This is a genomic window from Bradyrhizobium sp. ma5 (assembly GCF_042258955.1).
In the GTDB taxonomy this organism is placed as follows: Bacteria; Pseudomonadota; Alphaproteobacteria; order Rhizobiales; family Xanthobacteraceae; genus Bradyrhizobium.
The window spans coordinates 1,887,291-1,906,263 of record NZ_CP170156.1 but is presented as its reverse complement, the minus strand read 5'-3'; the positions used below and the strand labels follow the sequence as shown (position 1 = coordinate 1,906,263).

The 18,973-nt window shown below is 56.7% G+C and carries 13 protein-coding genes and 4 pseudogenes; 5 read left to right on the top strand and 12 right to left on the bottom strand.

Going from position 1 to position 18,973, the window contains the following annotated elements:
- Positions 1-148: 148 nt before the first annotated feature.
- Genes ACE103_RS08890 through ACE103_RS08880 form a run of 3 tightly spaced genes read right to left on the bottom strand, consistent with a single transcriptional unit; the run spans position 149 to position 2,278 of the window.
- Positions 149-952, bottom strand: coding sequence for an amino acid ABC transporter ATP-binding protein (locus ACE103_RS08890; RefSeq protein ID WP_375779116.1), 804 nt, complete (start codon positions 950-952; stop codon positions 149-151).
- Between the two features lie 20 nt (positions 953-972).
- Entirely contained in the window at positions 973-1,635 is a 663-nt protein-coding gene (gene ehuD / locus ACE103_RS08885) for an ectoine/hydroxyectoine ABC transporter permease subunit EhuD (protein ID WP_375779115.1), read from the bottom strand.
- Positions 1,625-2,278: an amino acid ABC transporter permease gene (locus ACE103_RS08880; protein ID WP_375779114.1), complete on the bottom strand. Its 654-nt coding sequence runs from the start codon at positions 2,276-2,278 to the stop codon at positions 1,625-1,627. Before ACE103_RS08880 ends, ehuD begins: the two co-directional genes overlap by 11 nt.
- A gap of 595 nt (positions 2,279-2,873) precedes the next feature.
- Between ACE103_RS08880 and ACE103_RS08875 the strand changes: the two genes are divergently transcribed.
- Positions 2,874-3,974: a pyridoxal-phosphate dependent enzyme gene (locus tag ACE103_RS08875; RefSeq protein ID WP_375779113.1), complete on the top strand. Its 1,101-nt coding sequence runs from the start codon at positions 2,874-2,876 to the stop codon at positions 3,972-3,974.
- 252 nt (positions 3,975-4,226) lie between these two features.
- On the opposite strand, the gene ACE103_RS08870 is transcribed toward ACE103_RS08875, so the two are convergent.
- A complete protein-coding gene (locus ACE103_RS08870; RefSeq protein WP_375779112.1) occupies positions 4,227-4,997 on the bottom strand; it encodes a Crp/Fnr family transcriptional regulator in 771 nt (256 codons plus the stop codon).
- Positions 4,998-5,497: 500 nt separating this feature from the next.
- Between ACE103_RS08870 and ACE103_RS08865 the strand changes: the two genes are divergently transcribed.
- Complete coding sequence (locus ACE103_RS08865; RefSeq protein ID WP_029080046.1) at positions 5,498-6,607, top strand: S-(hydroxymethyl)glutathione dehydrogenase/class III alcohol dehydrogenase; 1,110 nt, start codon at positions 5,498-5,500, stop codon at positions 6,605-6,607.
- A gap of 463 nt (positions 6,608-7,070) precedes the next feature.
- Here the strand turns inward: ACE103_RS08865 and ACE103_RS08860 are convergent, their stop codons facing one another.
- From ACE103_RS08860 to ACE103_RS08840, 5 genes and pseudogenes are all read right to left on the bottom strand, one after another.
- Complete coding sequence (locus tag ACE103_RS08860) at positions 7,071-7,406, bottom strand: 2Fe-2S iron-sulfur cluster-binding protein (protein WP_375779111.1); 336 nt, start codon at positions 7,404-7,406, stop codon at positions 7,071-7,073.
- Positions 7,407-7,418: 12 nt separating this feature from the next.
- Positions 7,419-8,645, bottom strand: a complete 1,227-nt coding sequence (locus ACE103_RS08855; RefSeq protein ID WP_375779110.1) for a cytochrome P450 — start codon at positions 8,643-8,645, stop codon at positions 7,419-7,421.
- 669 nt (positions 8,646-9,314) lie between these two features.
- Positions 9,315-10,074: pseudogene (locus ACE103_RS08850) on the bottom strand (IS66 family transposase); the annotation flags it as partial.
- Positions 10,075-10,106: 32 nt separating this feature from the next.
- Entirely contained in the window at positions 10,107-10,520 is a 414-nt protein-coding gene (locus ACE103_RS08845) for a hypothetical protein (RefSeq protein ID WP_375779109.1), read from the bottom strand.
- Between the two features lie 300 nt (positions 10,521-10,820).
- A pseudogene (locus tag ACE103_RS08840) lies at positions 10,821-11,251 on the bottom strand (transposase); the annotation flags it as partial.
- 334 nt (positions 11,252-11,585) lie between these two features.
- On the opposite strand from ACE103_RS08840, the gene ACE103_RS08835 reads away from it, so the two are divergent.
- Complete coding sequence (locus ACE103_RS08835; RefSeq protein WP_375779108.1) at positions 11,586-12,458, top strand: class I SAM-dependent methyltransferase; 873 nt, start codon at positions 11,586-11,588, stop codon at positions 12,456-12,458.
- Positions 12,459-13,436: 978 nt separating this feature from the next.
- Positions 13,437-13,758: pseudogene (locus ACE103_RS08830) on the top strand (transposase domain-containing protein); the annotation flags it as partial.
- Positions 13,759-14,292: 534 nt separating this feature from the next.
- Here the strand turns inward: ACE103_RS08830 and ACE103_RS08825 are convergent.
- Entirely contained in the window at positions 14,293-15,744 is a 1,452-nt protein-coding gene (locus ACE103_RS08825; RefSeq protein WP_375779107.1) for an MmgE/PrpD family protein, read from the bottom strand.
- 861 nt (positions 15,745-16,605) lie between these two features.
- On the opposite strand from ACE103_RS08825, the gene ACE103_RS08820 reads away from it, so the two are divergent.
- Positions 16,606-17,622 carry a succinylglutamate desuccinylase/aspartoacylase family protein gene (locus ACE103_RS08820; RefSeq protein WP_375779106.1) on the top strand — a complete coding sequence of 339 codons (1,017 nt, stop codon included), beginning with the start codon at positions 16,606-16,608 and terminating at the stop codon, positions 17,620-17,622.
- Positions 17,623-17,689: 67 nt separating this feature from the next.
- Here the strand turns inward: ACE103_RS08820 and ACE103_RS08815 are convergent.
- Both ACE103_RS08815 and tnpB read right to left on the bottom strand, forming a co-directional pair.
- A pseudogene (locus ACE103_RS08815) lies at positions 17,690-18,170 on the bottom strand (transposase); the annotation flags it as partial.
- A gap of 131 nt (positions 18,171-18,301) precedes the next feature.
- Entirely contained in the window at positions 18,302-18,829 is a 528-nt protein-coding gene (tnpB, locus tag ACE103_RS08810; protein ID WP_375779105.1) for an IS66 family insertion sequence element accessory protein TnpB, read from the bottom strand.
- Between the last annotated feature and the right edge of the window lie 144 nt (positions 18,830-18,973).

Here is an 18,973-nt window from a genome sequence, read left to right as displayed (position 1 = left end):
AACGCCTGAGCAGTGCTTCGACGCGACGCCAACGACGTCAATCGCCCACTCACACTGACGTCTTACGCGCGGATGCGCGCTCTGTAATCCCGGCCTCGCGCATTCCTCGGAGCTCTGGACCACAGCAGGAACTTTACAAGAGCGAACCCTAACGCAACAATTGGCCAAGGAACTTCTTGGTTCGCTCATGTTCCGGATGGCTGAAGAAGTGCGCGGGGGCCGCGCACTCTACGATCTCTCCCCGATCCATGAAGACAACTCTATCCGCGATCTCGCGCGCGAACCCCATTTCGTGCGTGACGCAGATCATGGTCATGCCGTCCCTGGCAAGGCTGGTCATCACATCGAGGACCTCCTTGATCATCTCGGGATCGAGGGCCGAAGTAGGTTCATCGAACAGCATGATCTTCGGCTTCATACAGAGCGCCCTTGCAATCGCCACTCGCTGCTGCTGGCCTCCTGACAATTGACGGGGGTATTTCCTTGCCTGCTCGGGGATGCGGACGCGTTCTAGGTTCTTCATAGCGACTTCTTCAGCTGCCCTGCGGGGCGTCTTCCGTGCGTGGACCAAAGCTAATGTGCAGTTCTCGATCACCGTCAAATGCGGGAAAAGGTTGAACTGCTGGAAAACCATCCCAACGTCACGACGTACCTCCGCTAACCCTCGCATCCCGGCGCGTACTTCAGTGCCGTTTACAAGGATTTTGCCCTTCTCATGTGTTTCCAGCTGATTGACGCACCGGATTAAGGTCGATTTACCGGAACCCGAAGGACCACACACCACGATCCGTTCGCCGACGGCGACCTCGAGATTAACGTCTCGAAGTACTTGAAATGACCCATACCATTTCGAAACATCGTCGATCTGCACTGCGATCGGCGCCTCTGTTGCGTGCAGTTGGATCGCGTTTGTCTTCAGGTTCGTGATCTTTGATGCCATTGCTCCTCCCATTTTGTTTTCCCCAAGCGAGTCTAGCGAGACGAGCCGATGAGCCCCAGACGTCTCTCGACAAGTGTTACAAAGGCGACTGCGATTAAAGCCAAGATGAGGAACAGAACGCCGGCCACAAGCATTGGCTCGGCATACCTGTAGGTGTCAGAGGCCACATCAAACGCGCTGCCCAACATCTCCGGAACTGCGATCACGGCGAGCAGCGGTGTAGTTTTGAGGATCGCGACAGAGTACGATCCTAGCGGCGCGGCGACGTTGCGGAGCATCTGTGGTACGATTACAAAGCGTACCGTGTCAGGCCAGCTAAGCCCCAGAGTTTGCGCAGCTTCTCGCTGTCCCTGAGGAATCGCGTCAATGCCAGCTTTGAAGACCTCAGATAAGTAACCCGAGTAATAAAAGCTGATGCCGAAAACCCCGACGAATAGCGCAGGCAAGACAACCCCATAGTAAGGCAGTACGAAGAAAAGGAAGTAGATCTGAACCAGCGCAGGCGTTGATCGGATCGCATCGACTATCAATTGCACGACCGGACGGACAACTGGATGTGAGCGCCGAAGTATCTCCCAAACAAAGCCAAGCGCAGTAGCACCGATGAAGCTGAGAATCGCGACCGCTATCGTGTTCCCAATCCCCTCCAACACGTGAGGAACGATCTTGATGGCAAAGCCGAAATCAAAGCCCATCGATCTGCCTTCCTGCCGTTCCGTGTGATACATAACGCCCGAGAATGGTCACGGGATAGCAAATGATCAGGTAAGACAGCAGAAGACCTGAGTAGATCCCGACAGGATTGTAATCCAACTGCGCGATCTGCTTGGCGCGAAAAGTCATATCTGTGAGAGTGATGAGCGAAACCAGTGCCGTTCCTTTGATCAATTGGATGGCCTCATTTATAAACGTTGGGATCATAGTCCTGATTGCTTGAGGCAACTCTATTAGTCGAAGGACGTCGAAGCGACTTAGTCCCAGGGCTAAACCTGCTTCACCTTGTCCTCGGTCAAGGGCCTGCAGTGCGGCGCGCACAGATTGGCTCGCATATCCGCCTGCATTTAGACCCAGCACCATTGCACCAACGGTGACAGCCGAAAGGAAGATGCCGAATGCAGGTAGCGAATAGTAGAAAGCGTACAGGAGCACGATGACCGGTGAACTGCGCCAGAACTCGATAACCGCTGTAACAATCAACCGGTAAATGCCCTTAGCAAAGTGCTGAAACACGCCAGCTACCAAGGCGAACGGTATCGCGTAAAGCAACCCAAGTAGCGTCACTTTGGCAGTAACGCCAAATCCTTCAAAAATGCCGGACATGATGTCCAGAAAGCTCATGAGTCCTGCTCCTCTCCCAGCTAGTTACGGCAGGTCTTCTTACAGATAAGCGTTTGGTAGACGCTCCTCAGGGGGAGGGCCTCATCGTGGCATTTTCCCTAAAGCCGTAACTTGGCTAGTGCCTATCTTAAGGCTCCTTCGGACACTTCCGCTTTTTAGGACCTTGGCGAGATCGCGCAAACGATCTTTGAGAAGCGATGCGCGGGGCAGCTCTCTACTCGCGTGCCCATTCGAAAGCACCAGCGCGATTAGAGCGCCTCGGCGGCAGGCTTCTGAAACAACCATCTTTGCTCAACTTTAGTTGACGAAGTGAGTAATCTATGCTAGGTATACCGACCTGTCAATTAGCTTGACTGATTGCACCAGGCATAGGATCGCGCGCGCTTGCGTAGGCGCTCCTCGGAATTTTGCACCAGACGGCCTGCCGAACCCAACTACGACTTTGATCCCTCAACAAGCTCTACCAAGCGCTCCACCAGTTTCCGGTAGAGTGAAATGTTTCGCTATCCACCCAGAGGATGGGCTCTTGCCGAACAAAATGAACGTCAGAATCACTGGGATGCAGTGCATTACGTGTAAGGCCGCCCTCCCAGTAATGGACTATTTTGAGGGATGCCCCGCCTGCCTGCGTGCCGGTACACCTTCAAGTGTTGCGCTGCGCTACGCCGAGCGCCCCCCTCTTGGATTTCACACGATTGGCGATTGGCTTTCATACCCGCAGGTAGCCAGTTTAGGCGAAGGCAATACACCGCTCTCAAGTCTACCCCGACTCGCAGAGTCTCTAGGCCTGAACGCGCTGTATACAAAAAATGAGTTCGCCAATCCCACAGGCTCTCATAAGGACAGAATGGGAAGCATGGTTGTGCAGCGGGCTATCGATGTCGGAGCCAAGACGGTCGCCGTGGCCTCCAGCGGAAATGCGGGAGTCTCGGTGGCCGCCTACGCCGCGCGGGCCGGCCTCAAATCCGTGGTTGTTACTACTCCCGATATAAGCCCGAACTGGCGTCGAGCTATCGAGATGCACGGTGGGATCCTTATGGCGACAGAACATTCGGATGATCGCTGGGCGCTTATCGCACATCACGCCAGAAGAGGCGACTGGTATCCAGTGACAAACTACAAGATCCCTCCTGTTGGGAGTAATCCGTTTGGTGTCGATGCCTATCGTGCGATAGCACTTGAGCTTCATTTGCAACTCGGAAAGAACCCACCAACAGACATCGTAGTGCCAACAGCCCGCGGAGATCTGCTCTGGGGGATCTGCCAAGGTTATCAAGATCTGAAGGACGCCGGCCTCGTGTGGGCGATTCCCAAAGTCCACGCAGTTGAGCCCTACCCTCGTATTCGAGGCGCCCTCTCCGGCCACGGTATGGTCAGGGACTTTTCCGGCAATACAGAAATGGTTTCAATCGGTGGTGACAGCGTCACGCACCAGTCGCTGCACGCACTTGAAATGGTAGGGGGCTCATCGGTCGACGTCAGCGATCATGACGTTGCGGCCGATCAACGAATTATTGCAAGAGAGGGGCTCTACCTAGAGCATTCAAGCGTCGCCGCGCTCACAGGCCTGCGCACGCTGATAGGAAACATGACGATCCTGTCGGGCGCTAGGATTGTCCTGGTTGCCACGTCCCATGGCTACAAAGAGTACGTTCGCTACGTCGATCGGCTGCCGGTTTCCGACTTGCCCAGGTAGGTCTAACCGGCGATGCAAGCCCTCCAATATGGTGACGATGCCTCGTACAAGAACGCCTATCATGGAGAGTGAATTTCCATGGCCTCGCGGCATTCCGATACTTCGCGTCCACTACCTCGGAAATTGCGCAATGCCAAAGCCGAGCGCAGACTACCATGTGAGTAATTGCGCACAATGGTGAACGCCATAGAACTCGTTACTTGGGCTGGGCTGCCTTGTTGGCAAATTACTTCCCGCATGGCAGCCCAAGTCTCAGTAGTCGATGAAATCAGGCTGCGATGCAGTGTGAGCGTACCCGCTTGAGATTAACTTATAACAACAGCACACCATTTGCTCTAAGCTTTTGCGCCCATCAATTTGCAATACGCCGCGCATTTTGCGGATCATGCCCTGCTCTTCAAACCGGTTTAGGGCTTCGGTTACGCCGGCGCGACGCAGCCCCAAAACGCAAGAAAGGTAGTCGTGAGTGACAGGGAGTACGTTGGCATCAAGGGCGTCGCTTGCTAAGCAAAGCCACGTCGCCAGCCGCTTTTCTCGATCGTGGCGAACGCCACACAGCGCTGTTTGAGCGCAGTGCATCGTAAGAGCTTGAATATAATGGAAGAGGGTTTCACGGATTTTCGGATGCGTCTTCATGACGATGCGCAAATCGTCGACGGGTATCCTGTGGGCGCTCCCGGGAACAAGTACAACCGACTGATGTGCTGACAGGTTGCCAATTGCTAAGAGGGGAGCGCCAACTGCCCCGCGATGTCCGATTACCGCTGTTTCGAGGATGCTCCCGGGTGCAACAATTCTAAGCGAAATGAGGCCACTCTCTACGAAATGGATGTGATCAAGCTGCTTGCGGGGCTCCTGAAGCACCATGCGTCCTTTTAGGACGATCGGCTCAAGATACCTTCTCAATGCTGCAAGATCTTCCCGCGGAAGCCGAGCTAGAATCTCATTCTTAACGTGCGGCTGCTCATTTTGACAAGCCGACGTTGCCCAAGAATGTGCAGAGCGCTTGCCCAGATCTTGCATCATAGCGTCCAACTCGATTCAGCTGGGGCGCAACGATCAAGTCGGGTGGACGATAGAAGAGGTGATCGGAAATGCGCAGCAAACGGATCGCGCGAGCTGGTCCAAAATGTCGCCGACCTAGACATTTCGTCGTTAGTACCTGACGCTCGGCCGAGCACCCAAAGACATTCACCCCTTCCACTGACCGTCACTATAGAGGCTTTTGCGAACATCCTTCGTCTCTCTGAGGTCTCCCCCGAGTGTATCGCAATGCTAGAATGATCATATAGCAGGTATAACAGGAATGTCAAGATCGCCGAGGTCGCGTGTAAGTCGGTGTTGGTGGGAGCGGTTTCCTTTGCGCGCATCGTACTAAGGTGTCGCCTTGCCAGCACACTCGGCTTCCAATGCCCTTCAGACGATGCGGCTGGCATTTTCTTGAGGTGATCGTTGGTCTAGTTACCGCGAACGAGGCGACGAGCGGGCCGCTTGTTAGAGCTACAACGCAAATGGGGGCTACGATGAAGACCCGCGCCGCAGTCGCATTCGAAGCAAAGAAGCCGCTTGAGATCGTCGAGCTCGACCTGGAAGGCCCCAAGGCCGGCGAGGTCCTTGTCGAGATCAAGGCGACGGGCATCTGTCACACCGATGCCTACACGCTCGACGGCTTCGACAGCGAAGGCATCTTTCCGTCGGTCCTCGGGCACGAAGGCGCCGGCATCGTTCGCGAGGTCGGCGCCGGCGTGACGTCGGTGAAGCCGGGCGATCACGTGATCCCGCTCTACACGCCCGAATGCCGGCAGTGCAAAAGCTGTCTCAGCCAGAAGACCAATCTCTGCACCGCGATCCGCGCCACCCAGGGCAAGGGCGTGATGCCCGACGGCACCTCGCGCTTCAGCTACAAGGGCAAGCCGGTTTTCCACTACATGGGCTGCTCGACCTTCTCGAACTTCACCGTGCTGCCCGAGATCGCGGTGGCCAAGATTCGCGAGGACGCGCCGTTCGACAAGAGCTGCTACATCGGCTGCGGCGTCACCACCGGCGTCGGTGCGGTGGTCAACACCGCCAAGGTGACGCCAGGCTCGAACGTCGTCGTGTTCGGCCTCGGCGGCATCGGCCTCAACGTGATCCAGGGCGCCAAGATGGTCGGCGCCGACAAGATCATCGGCGTGGACATCAACGACTCCAAGGACAATTGGGGCCGCCAGTTCGGCATGACGCATTTCGTCAACCCGACCAAGGTAAGCGGCGACATCGTCCAGCACCTGGTTGGGCTGACCGACGGCGGCGCCGACTACACCTTCGACTGCACCGGCAACACCAACGTGATGCGTCAGGCGCTGGAAGCCTGCCACCGAGGCTGGGGCGTCTCGGTGGTGATCGGCGTTGCGGAATCCGGCAAGGAGATCGCGACCCGGCCGTTCCAGCTCGTCACCGGACGGGTCTGGAAGGGCACCGCCTTCGGCGGCGCGCGCGGTCGCACCGACGTGCCGAAGATCGTCGACTGGTACATGAACGGAAAGATCCAGATCGATCCGATGATCACCCACGTGCTGAAGCTCGAGGAGATCAACAAGGGCTTCGACCTCATGCACGAGGGCAAGTCGATCCGTTCGGTCGTCGTGTTCTGAAATCAAAACACCAAGCACTAGCGTCTCTCTCGCCAAGAGCGTCAAGCCATCCGCGCCCTTTCTGAAGTTCACAGGCTGGGTCGCAACGTAAATCATGAGGCCCGCAGTGGCGTCAGCATGAACAGGTCCGTCGGAGCGCCAAAAACACATCACTCGGCAGGGCAAGGCCAGGCGTTCCGCGTACCTCCACCCGTGCACCCAGGAACTCAACCGTAACAGCAGCTACGTCGGGCGATCCGGAAGGCCCCGCAGCCGCGGATAGCGAAGATTCCGACACCAACGGCACGAACGACAGTGCATCATAACCAACATCGCGAAGCGAGTGCGCAACTTGGAAATCGGCCTGTCCGGCCCCAGTGATGACAATGTCCTTCCGCCTATCCGTTTCCGATCTCTGTTCTGCCACACGGTTTCAGCATCCCAAGTGGAGGACCCGGGTTGTTCGGCTTGTTTCCCACAACGATCAGCTTTCCGCAGAATTCCTCAAAGAGGAACCAGGCGCGAGTGTCACCGTGAGACCATCGATATCCTCGGAGAGCTCAATCTGACAGGACAGCCGCGAATTCTCACTACGGGCCTCGACGAAATCCAACATCGCGGCCTCGATCTCGCTGGGTGGCTCGAGTTTGACGCACCAAGCATCTTCGACATACACGTGACAGGTTCCGCATGATGCTGAACCGCCACATTGAGCGACTATATGCAATCCCGCATCACGGATTGCCTGCATAAGCGTTTTTGAGGCAGGCTCATCGAGCTGGACCGCCCGTCCCGTCTCGTCATATACCAAGACCTTCATGATAGGCTGCTCTTAGAAGAGCACGTGTAGTGGAGCAAATGAGCGATGCGTAAATCCCCTGAAGTGCGGAGGCTCCATCGATGGATCAAGACGGAGGTTTGGAAAGCGATGGACTAGTGTTTTGAGACACTCTCGGAGCTCCAACCTTGCTAGAGGCATACCGACGCAAGTCCGCGGACCAACATTGAACGCCAAGTGATCATTGGGCCGCTTCCGCTCCAAGTCGATCATGTGCGGACATGCGTAGTGTTCGGGATCCCGATTTGCAGCCGCATGCAAGAGGCAGATCAAATCGTCCTTCTTTATCGTTGCTCCGCCGTGAGACACCTCGCGGTTTGCCTTTCTGAAGCGCCATTGCGGAGACCCGAGGGTTCTCAAGGCCTCCTCGATCAGAGAATTTAGCTTCATATTCTGATCCTTCGTCACCGCTTCACGCAGCGCTGGGTCGGACAAAAACAGATAGATTGCATTGGCGAGAGCGTGCACAGTCGTATGCGCCCCTGCAGCAATGAACTCCTTCGCGACTGCCAACATATCATCCGGTCCAACGTCTCCGTAGTCTTTGGCGGCCCGAACCCACATTTGGCTTACGAAGTCATCGCCGTGCCCATCCTGACGCTCCAGCACATAGGGGAGGATCATGCGACTTGCTTCGTCGGCAGCCGCCCTTGCTTTTTGAATCAGTTCATTGTTGTTCGGATGCCCCATACCGGTCCAGGCCACGACATCCCCACTTGCGGTCAGCAGCCGGGACACAAAATCATCGTCCTTCCAGGGAAGTCCGCAGAGGGCCATGATCACTCGAATCGGCGTCACCTCGCAGAGCTGGCTAAACAGCTCAGCTCGCCCCGCATGGGCGAATTGCTCGATGTTGTAGTTTAGTATTGGAATAACATACCTGTCGCGGTACGTAGCTATCTGTTTAGGACTGAAGAGCGTCATATAAATACGACGCATACGCGCGTGCTTCTCTCCCACCAGCGTCGAAAGGCCGCTCTTACCGCCTCTGATGTCGATCATCCAATCAGGAAGGTCGGCGGGGACGATCCGATAGGCAGCCTCGTCGGATTCGATCATGCTGCAAAGGTCATAGCTCAATATAAGCCAGCATTGCATACCAGGATCCCAAACCACCGGCCCCCTTTTTCTCAGTTCGTCATAGCTCGGAAACGGATCATTGTTCGCGAGCGACGTCATGGACCATTGCGGCGAAGACGGCTGAAGCGAAGAAGTGTTCATTTTACCCTTTCGTGCTACAGCAAGAACCTGATATACCAGCCATACTTTGACTGCGATTCCTCAAGTCGATCAAGCGAAAAACGACCCCCGAACCTCGTAATAAGCGGTCATTTTGGCTTGGCTCTGCGCTTAGCGCCGGCTTGAGCGTTCCATATTGCTAACGATCACGGCCGACAACAGTTATAGCTTAGACCCAACATCACGCAGCACTTCACCAATTTCCTGCAAATCATCGCGGAATATCGGCGCAAAGCCCCTTATTGGAGCCGGACTGCTGCATCTGCACCACTGATGTTACGAGGCCTGTCCGACGGTCCATGGCCTGCGCCATCTGATCCGATCGCTTGGCCACGAAAGCACTGCAGTTGAGGAAGGGGAACGACGCGGGTGCGACGCCCCTTGCCGTGAAGCAGCACCTGCGGGCGCCTTAGCTCCAACCGGAGTCGTGGGAGAGGCGGATGCCAGCTCTCGGCAAGAACGATAGAAGGGCCCGGTCGCGCCGGCCGCAGGACGTCGTCAGATCAGGGGCGCCCACGACGGCGTCGACTTGAGCGCTGGTGAGGCGGTGTGTCACCTCGATGTGCGCGCGCTTGGATCTGCGGCGGCGCCGTAATGCGCGTTGCGACTAAGTTATTTGGCCTCTCCTCGAGTTCATCGTAAGCGTCGTTTTCAAGCCACGGCTTTGAGGGCTGCTTGGGCGCGGTAGGCCCAGGGCAGTAGCTGGTCGATGTCGCGGTTGGGATGATCGTTGACGATCCGCGTCAGGACGTCGGTGAGATAGGCAAGTGGGTCGACGTCGTTGAGCTTGCAGGTCTCAACCAGGGACGCGATGACGGCCCAATGCTCGGCACCTCCGTCGGATCCGGCAAACAGCGCGTTCTTGCGACTGAGTTTTGATGCCACGGATTGATCGTTCGACGGTATTGTTGTCGAGCTCGATGTGGCCATCATCGGTGAAGCGCGTCAGCCCTTGCCAGCGCGAGAGGGCGTAGCGGATGGCGGCGGCGAGTTTGATCTTTTGGCTGATGAGCGACTGCTTCGCGCGCAGCCAGGCCTCGAAGGCATCAGCCAGCGGCCGGCTCTTCTGTTGTCGCACGAGGCGGCGCTCCTCGGCGCTGCGGCCGCGGATCTCCTTCTCGATCGCGTAGAACGCGGCGATGTGCGTCAGCGCCTCGCTGCCGATCGGCGCGGGGCCGGCGACCGCGAGTTCGTAGAAATTGCGCTGCATGTGCACCCAGCAGAAGGCGAGCTCGACCTCGCCGCGATCGGCAAGCTTTGGATAGGCGTTGTAACCATCGACCTGCAGGACGCCCTTGAAGCCGGCAAAATGGCTGAACAGCCGCACGGCTTTGCGGTCGGGTGCGTAGACGTAGGCTATTCCGGGCGGATCGAGACCGCCCCAGGGCCTGTCGTCGGCGGCATAGCTCCACCTCCACGTTCACAGGTTGGTTTCGCAATCTGCTACCTACACAGACTCGCTGCAGTAACCCTGACAGCCGGAAGCTCGTTCTCAGTATAGCCATAGGCCTTCAGGATATCGAGCAGCTTGCCGCTGTCTCTCAACTTCTCAAGTTCAAGGTTATACGCATCCCTAAGATCCGCGTCCGCTTGGCGAAATGCTAAAGAAGAGTAGCCCAAAATATGTTTGCCGTCGGCGCCTACTGGTTGGGTACGTGGGTTCGCACGCTCGACGTGGTCATTGGTGGCAGCCATGGCGTTGACGCTGGCAACCGCTAATGCCACTGCATCGACGCGTCCGGCGAGTAACGCCAACATTTCCGAGGGGACATCCGAGAATTGCAGAATCCTGCTGTTTGGCACTCCAGCATTGAGGGCTATAGGCAACTTTGCTGTCCCTCTGCCTATGCCGAGCATTCCGTCGGTCTTTTGCGCGACGTCAGTAGAGCTGTGCAGGGATTTCGGGTTACCCTTCCGACGAGACTCTTCTTCGCCGTGTTTGAGGTGGAAACCTCATCCGACGAAATGCCCATACCCGCTTTTAAAAACAGCCTCTTAGGTTGAACAGTTTCGCCACTTAACCTGCGCCTGCGTCACCACAGAGACGTCGATGCGCTTTTGACGTGCCACTGAGTTTTCATGCGGCAGCTGTTAAGAGCTTCGGGCTCTTCTCGTCGTCGCGCACCGGCCTGGGCGAGCGCATCATCCATCCGAAGGTATGATCGACGACCCAGCGGCGGGGTTGGACCTGTCGGCGATGGTGAGATTGACCATCAAGAGCCGCCCATCCGTATCGACGGCAATGTATCACTTGCGGCCAACAGTCTTCTCGGGGCGTGTAGCTTATTGTTTCAGCCTGCGAAGCCTTGACCGATCGGCTGTCGATTACCTCGGCCAATGGGACTGGCCTCGTGCTCGGCACGCTCGCGATCCAGCATTAGCGCCACGTCGTGGATTGAACAGAAAGCGCCGTGTCAACTCACAGAACCAGCCGTAAACCGTCTGCCAAGGCCCGAAATGGCTCGGCGGCATCCGTCAACCACAACCGGAGCGGACCAGGTAACGCAGGACGCTGATCACCTCCGGAAATCAACCTCGCGCGGTCAGTCACGACGCCTTGGCTTGGGCACCAGCGGAGTGATCCGCGAAACTTAAGGGGCTGTGCGATGTTGTCCAAACACACCATCGATCAACTGTTTTCCTTGACCTTGTTGTATCAGGACCCCAAAGCCGCGGGCGGAGAGCGGCGTTCCAATTTCGACTGACGCGGAATGAACTCCAGCGCCTCGGTCGTGTATCTTAAGAGCGGGTCGTGGGGAATGAACCCCATTGCTCGAATGCCGACACCATCTGTTGGGTTTGTCGGGGCCGCAACATAAGCTTGTTTGCCAGTCGTTCACTTTGCCCCGCAGACTAACCCGCTGAAGGCAATCAAACACTTCTCTTTCGACCTTGGCCAGGCAGGTTGGCACGAGTCTTGACTTGTTCTCTTACGAGACGGTGGGATTGCTGCCAACCGCAGTTTGGCGCGGCCACAGTTCTAAAGAAATCATCAAGGTAACGGAGACGAAGATGCAAGTTGCTAAGAAGCGCTCGTTTGGAGACTTTTCCGAAATAGCAGAGTTCTATCCGTCGTTTCCACCTTACTCACGGCGAGTACTTCAGACGCTTCTTGATCAAGTAAAACACGTAACCGAGAGTCCAATCTTCGGGGACATCGGCGCAGGTACGGGCCTCATTGCCTATGCCTTAGCCGATATGGGGCTTACAGGCTACGCAGTCGAACCGGAGAGTCAGATGGTTGCGGTGGGGCGGAGGTCTGGCACAAATTGTCCAGCGGTCTCTTGGATCAATGCACCGGGAGAATGCACCGGCTTGGTCGAGGCGTCGCTGGATTGGGTTTGTTACTGCATGTCGTTCCATTTGATGAGTGCAAGCGAAGCGCTTCGCGAAAGCATGCGAATCTTACGACCCCGCGGTTTCTTTACAATTGCGACTTACTTTTCGGATCTTGAGACTGATCCGTTTCAACTGGAAGTTGAAAACCGGATCCGCGATATAGCGCCAGCCCTACGACGGGCGTTTACTCCACTCGTTGGTCAGATGACAACCTATGAGGCGCTCCTCAACCAATATCCCGGACTGAGGAACTGCATCTCTATCGCGGCCACCGAATCGGTTCCCATGAGCGAGGAGCGGTATGTTAATTATTGGGCGGGGAGACATGATATCCCGAGTCAAGTCTCCCCCGAGGTTTGGAATTCCGTATTACAAATGATAGCCGAGACGTTCCGAAAGTGGCAGCCAGCCACCCTCCGATTTCGCTCTGTTGCATGGCATGCTCAACGCGAGTGAGGTGATCGCTCGCGGCGTGCTACCGAAACCCTACATTTTTCCGCAAAAGGACGGAATTTTCTAGCTCGCTGAAGAGGTGGGAAGCAAGTGCGGCCGTGATGATCAAGGTCCGCCTGATGGAACGCTTCGGCCTCCAGGAGGTCTGTCGCATACACAATCGGCTGGCATCCCCATCAGCACCTCTGGTATCCGGCGAAGTCCGATGATGGTGGCATATGAGCCATATGACAGCGTCTGCATCAGAATCGAAAGCCATGGCAGCGTATCTTAAGACCGTATGTCCGCCTCTGCCGATGAGGTGGCTCGCCCTACACTGCGCGTCCGAGGGTTGCTCGGGCGCACCGAGCCGATCCTCATCACAGAAGGACGAGCCGTGGCAGATTATAGGGAAGCATTCGTCGGAATCGATGTGGCCAAGCGGAGAAATGCCGTCGCGATTGCTGACGCAGGCCGGGAGGGGGAGGTTCGGCTCTTCGGTGAGGTCGATGCTTCGGCCAGCAACCTGCGCCGCGTCTTAGGGCGGATCGCTAACCGGTTTGGACCGCGTGCATTTCTGCTACGAAGTCGGCCCGACCGGCGATCGGTCTTCGCATGATAAGGTCGCTCGGCCACCAATGCACGGTGGTGGCGCCATCGCTGGTCCCAAGGAAGCCGGGCGATCGTGTGAAGACGAAGCGCGGGGACGCCGTTTTTCTCGCGCGGCTGCTCCGCGCCGGCGAGCTGACGGCTGTGTGGGTTTCCGATGAAGGTCACGAAGCGATGCGCGACCTCGTTCGCGCCCCATCGGCAGCGGTTGAGACGCTGCGGATCCACCGACAGCAGGTGAGCGCCTTCATGCTCAAGCATGGCCGCGCCTATCCCCGCAAAAAGGGCTGGACGATGCGCTATTTGCGTTGGCTCCAGGAGCAGCAGTTCGATCACCCCGCACATCAGATCGCGCTACAAGAAATGGTCGATGCAAATCGCGTTGCCAGGCAGCGGATCTCCGGCAAATCAAAACTGGCTGAGGCGATCCGCTATGCCATCTCGGGCCGTGCCATCTTCGAACGCTTCCTGACCGATGGTCGCATCGAGCTCGACTCCAACATCGTCGAACGCGCTATCAGGCTACAAACAATTACGAGAAAAAATCCCCCTCTTCGCCGGCAGCGGACGAGCCTGGGCGACCATCGCCACACTGCTGCAGACAGCGAAGATGAACAACGTCGATCCGTTCGCCTGGTTTACCGTAACGCTTCAGCGCATTGCCAACGGCTGGCCGAACAGCGAGATCGAGGCGCTTATGCCATGGAACCACGCCGCTAGCAGTGGGTACAATTATCACACGAGGCTTAGTGACCGGCCGATCTCCAGGCTGCGGCGCATCCACCGACATTCGCTGTCGTTGTCACCGCCTCGCTCGGACATGCCTAGTGCGGCTGTTGGGTGCACAAATTAACAGCTCTTGTCTCGCTGGATGGCTTCGTGGGCGTGTCGGTTGACGGCTTCCACTTTGAAAAGTGCCTCGAAAAGGAATGCTGTTCGGATCGTGGAACAATCTCTCCTCGATGTTGGGTCAAGCCGGGACCACGGCGTTTGCGACAACCGGCTTGGATGCCATACACTGCGGACAGAATTGATGACCTGCATGAATCATCGCAGAGCCTTGCAATGAGATGAAGAGGGTGATCGACCCTGGTCGACGAGTTTCTTCAAGCTTGGCGTGACTAGCTGCTACACGGGACAAACTACTCCCAAAGGACGAATTGCCGGCACTCCAAGCGACCGACAATTTGTCGCGCACAGCGCTGAATATTCGATTTCGCTGCTCCTGCATGCTCTAAGCTGATAAAGGCTATCCCGCCAACAACGTCTGAAGTTCTTTCAGCGAGGGCGCCTCATCAAGCTTCATAATCGCTCTAATTAGCTCTTCACCGCGATACTCTAGAGACGTTCCCTTCACGTTGGCCAGAAACTTGTTCGCAACGTCCGATTCGCTCATAGGTCTAAGCCAGTGCCCCGGTGCCAAGTCAACAGTTGCTGTATGCATTTCTCCATTAATCAAGGAGACGTTTACCGTAGAAGAAAACTTATTATCCCAAAACCCCCTTTCAGCAACCGGATCGATCTCAACTGAAATCTTGCTCATAAGCTCGCCGACACGGGGATCTGCCAAAAGTGCGGGGGTATACCATTCGCGGCCAGGCCTTAGACCGAGGAGTGCCATCGCGCATACGTATTGAACCGAGAGTTGCGCGTCGATATCGGAGGCAGGAGCGTTGTCCGAAAACCAGTCCGCGATTCGGCCAAATGTCCGAATAGTAAGATGTGCAATGCTTCGTGGGTCGATCTTAATTTCGCTGACGATCTTACTCGCAGCGTCAACTGACGTGTGAAGGAAGCCGCACGCAGGAAACGCTTTCAGGCAAGATTCCCGTATTCTCCAGATTTTCCTTAGTCCCGCGCTTAGCTGCTGGGGGTCGAAACGATCCGATCCAATGATGTATGCGAAGCCTCTCTCAGCATCGCTCAACATCGCGAACGGTCCAACGATTCCCTCTCGTGCGCACAATGCTGCGTCGACTCCACCGAGCGCCATTTGGCCAAAATTTGCTTTCAATGCATGCGCAGGTCGCCCGTACTGCACGTACCAAAGAGGAAGAGAAGTGTTGGCGGCCGCATGGCCCAGAGCAGATCGCACTTGGTCCTCAGTTCCTCCCGCCGTGACGATCGCAGCCGCCCCAGCAGCAATCCCGTGCCATGCGTGATAAACCGCGAAGCGCTTATAGACTTCCGGTGTCGCCTGCGTGGCATCGTGAAAGCGGGTGCCTGCCTCGTAGCCTGCGACAATGCCGGCCAGAAACTGCCTCGGTGAAGCGCCAAGGTATTCCGCTGTTGCCAGCGCTGCGGGTATAACAGTTGCAGACGGATGGCCGAGGCATGTATCTTCAAAGTCGAGCACATCGGATAACCACGCGTTGACCTTGGCTGCCATCGACGGCGGCAGGCGTGCGGAAGTGCCGGGTACGGAACATCCAGCGGATGATTGCTGGGTAGCATAGGTTGCGAGTATGGATCGCCCGAGTGGAGTGTCGCTTCCTGCTGCGATGCATCCGATTGTATCCAGAGCGATAACCTTGGCTCTGTACACTGCATCAGATGGAATTTCCTCATACGCCAAGGTCGAGAGAAATTTTGCCAGTAGCGATGCGTCCTGATGGATGGGCGCGCGGGGAAACAAAATATGCTCAAACTCGCCGGCGATAGGCTCGGCAGCTTTGTTCGTACCGTATGAAGCAGCTGACATTGATGTCTCCCAGCTCATGGAAATTGCGCGAGCTGCCTAGACCCAAGCGATTCTCAGATGGGCACTGACTACAGGCATTTGCGCGAACGCTAGAATTCGATGATGCGCCGATTACCGTCGTCGCGGCGCGTGGTCCCGACATACTGGAGAATATGTCTTGACTGCAGTCCGCTATCAATACTAGGTATACGTGGTTGCTGCAAGCTAATTGAGTGGCCCGAGCAGTTCGTCCCTTCAAGGAATGCTTGGGATGGCATGGCTCCGTGAAGGATGGGGACGATGACGTACAACAATATGGAGCCGAAACTGCACCTCCCATTGCGATGCTGTTTAGCGATGGTGACTTCTATTACGGTCGCCCCCCTTCCGGCCGAAAGCTCCGAGCAGGTCACTGCATTTGGGACCGACTTCCGAGCAACTTACGGCGGATATCCAGCAGATCGGAATCGGATCGCGAGGCGTGGGGAGCCGTCTCAGTGGGAGAAGAAGACATATACGGCGGTGCGTTCGCTAACTATCGATCTTGCCAAGGCCATTTAGCCTAGATTGCGCTGCTGCGAAATTTTCATTGAGTTCAAGCGTCGCTGGGCGGAAGCCGACCTTGGTCCGGGTTTACAACCAAGTTTCACGAATTGGTCACGGGGGTGGACCGGACTTAACTGAGCCGCCATCGCTTGCGGCCAAGCTGAAACGGAAATTGAGGCCGGCATAATATTCCATATCGAGCCTAAACTTGAGCAAAAACGGTGCCGTGTTCAGTTCGAGGAAGTCCTATTCGTTCGCGAGAATGGTCCCGAGTTTCTCAGCGAACTATCCCATGAGCGCATTCCAGTAATCAAATCCGTCGGTTGGGCACGATTCATGAAAGTACAGACGAGAATTTGGACGCCGATTGACTTCAATCGCGATGGAAAATTCGTCGACTGTTTGCGAGTGCCCTATTCGAGCGACAGATCGGCGTATGGGTGGATTCCAATCCCGATCGTGTCCATTCGCAATGGCGACGGGCCAACGGCTGTGCTGATCGCCGGAAACCACGGCGACGAGTACGAAGGGCAGATTGCGCTGATGAATCTAGCTCGCGAGCTCAAGCAAGATGACGTTGCCGGTCGGGTCATCATCATTCCGTCCCTGAACTATCCCGCCGTCAAAGCTGGCCGACGTGTATCGCCGCTGGATGAGGGAAATCTCAACCGCATGTTCCCTGGTAAGGCTCTGGGAAGTCCGACAGAAATGATAGCTCACTACGTGAGTGACGTGCTTTTGCCCATGGCAGATCTTGCCGTGGATTTGCATTCAGGAGGCTTCTCATTCGATCATATGGTATGCGCCCTCATTCGGCCTGGTCGGAACAGTGAAGAAACAAAACAACTTCTCGAGCTGGTTCAGGTATTCGGAGCACCAGCCAGCTTCATCAGCAATGGTGACGGGGGAGGGGGAGCCACAACGCTCAACGCCGTAAGCCGAGAACTTGGTGTGCCTACCATCACCACGGAACTGGGCGGCGGCGCAACCTTGTCGCCGCTCGGCCTGCGGGTGGCCGAAGAAGGTGTGCGGCGCCTCCTCAAGCATATGGGTATTACGCCTGCAATCGTAGTCCCTCCCAGCGGGGGTAGCGAGCTGATGGAGATTCCTGGGCGAGATTACGCCATCTACGCAGATTGTGAGGGACTGTTTCAGCCTGCCGCTAACATCGGGGACGATGTTCATGAAGAGCAAATCGCTGGTTCGCTACATTCCCTTGACAACCCTAACCAGCCCCCTTTGCAACTTCGTTTCCCGAGAGCCGGACGTGTATTGTGCCGGAGATTCCCATCGCTCACCTCGCGAGGCGATTGCTTGTTCGAACTCATGCGGGCGGTCGAGCGCAAGGAGTGAGGCCGCCGCTCCGCGTGCGGCGCCTATTCGCTGAGGCGATAGTTGAAGCGTAAGCGGCAAGCTGAGTTCAGGCGGCGTGGTTCCATGGCATAAGCGCCTCGATCTCGCTGTTCGGCCAGCCGTTGGCAATGCGCTGAAGCGTTACGGTAAACCAGGCGAACGGATTGACATTGTTCATCTTCGCTGTCTGCAGCAGTGTCGCGATGGTCGCCCAGGTTCGTCCGCTGCCGGCGAAGAGGGGATTTTTTCTCGTAATTGTTTGTGGCCTGATAGCGCGTTCGATGATGTTGGAGTCGGGTTCGATGCGAACATCGGTCAGGAAGCGTTCGAAGATGGCACGGCGCGAGATGGCATAGCGGATCGCCTCAGCCAGTTTTGATTTGCCGGAGATCCGCCGCAGGGTCTGCTGCCAGAGATCGAAGAGGTCCGCGACGATCGCCGCGGAGGCTTGCTGGCGCGCGGCAACGCGAGCGTCGGGGCTTTGTCGTTGCCACTTTCGAGCTTCCTGCAACATGCAGCTCGTAGAACTTGCGCCGGCTGTGTGACCATCGGTGCGTTGCGCGCCTTGAGATCGGCGACTTCGCTCTCCAGAGCATCGGCACGAGCCGCCTTCTCAGCCATGGCAAGCACCATGGCTTGCAGCGTCTCCGCGTCATTCGGGAGGTTGAGATCGGGCGGGTCATTGGGCCGACCAGAGCACATTTTGCCCCGGTTCTCTTGCCCTTTCAGCCCGCTGATTCACAATCTCCGGCGGCTTGACCGCCATGGCCCGGACCCGCTTCCAGTCCATCCCGTCGACCAGTGCCATCAACTGCGCCGGATTGAGCTGCACCCGATGATGCCCGATCCGAGGCCAGCAGAACTCCGCCTTTTCAAGACGTTTTAAATAGAGGCACACGCCGGACCCATCCCACCATACGATCTTTATTCTGTCGGCTCTCTTGGCCCGGAACACATAAAGCGCACCGTCGAACGGATCTGAGCCCGCATCGCGCACAAGCGCAACAAGGCCATCGATAACCTTGGAGAAGTCGACTCGATGGCTGGCGAGGAACACCTTCACCCTCGCGACTTGAAAACCGCGAGGGACAATGCAACTCGGCCCGGGCATCACGGCGCCAGGCAAACAGCCGCGACGGGTGAATGCCGGTACGCTCGCGCCAGGCTCCAGCGCCTCTGCCACAACTTGCGCCTTGAACTCGTCCAAGCAATTGCGATCAGGCTCAAGACATCGAGCTTTTAGAAGTAGTTGGCGGGCTTTCCAGCCGACTGCCTACGCCGAAATTGTCGACTACATCGGATGATAAACTGAAGCTTATTGGTCCAGAAGTTCCGGCTTACGGATACGACC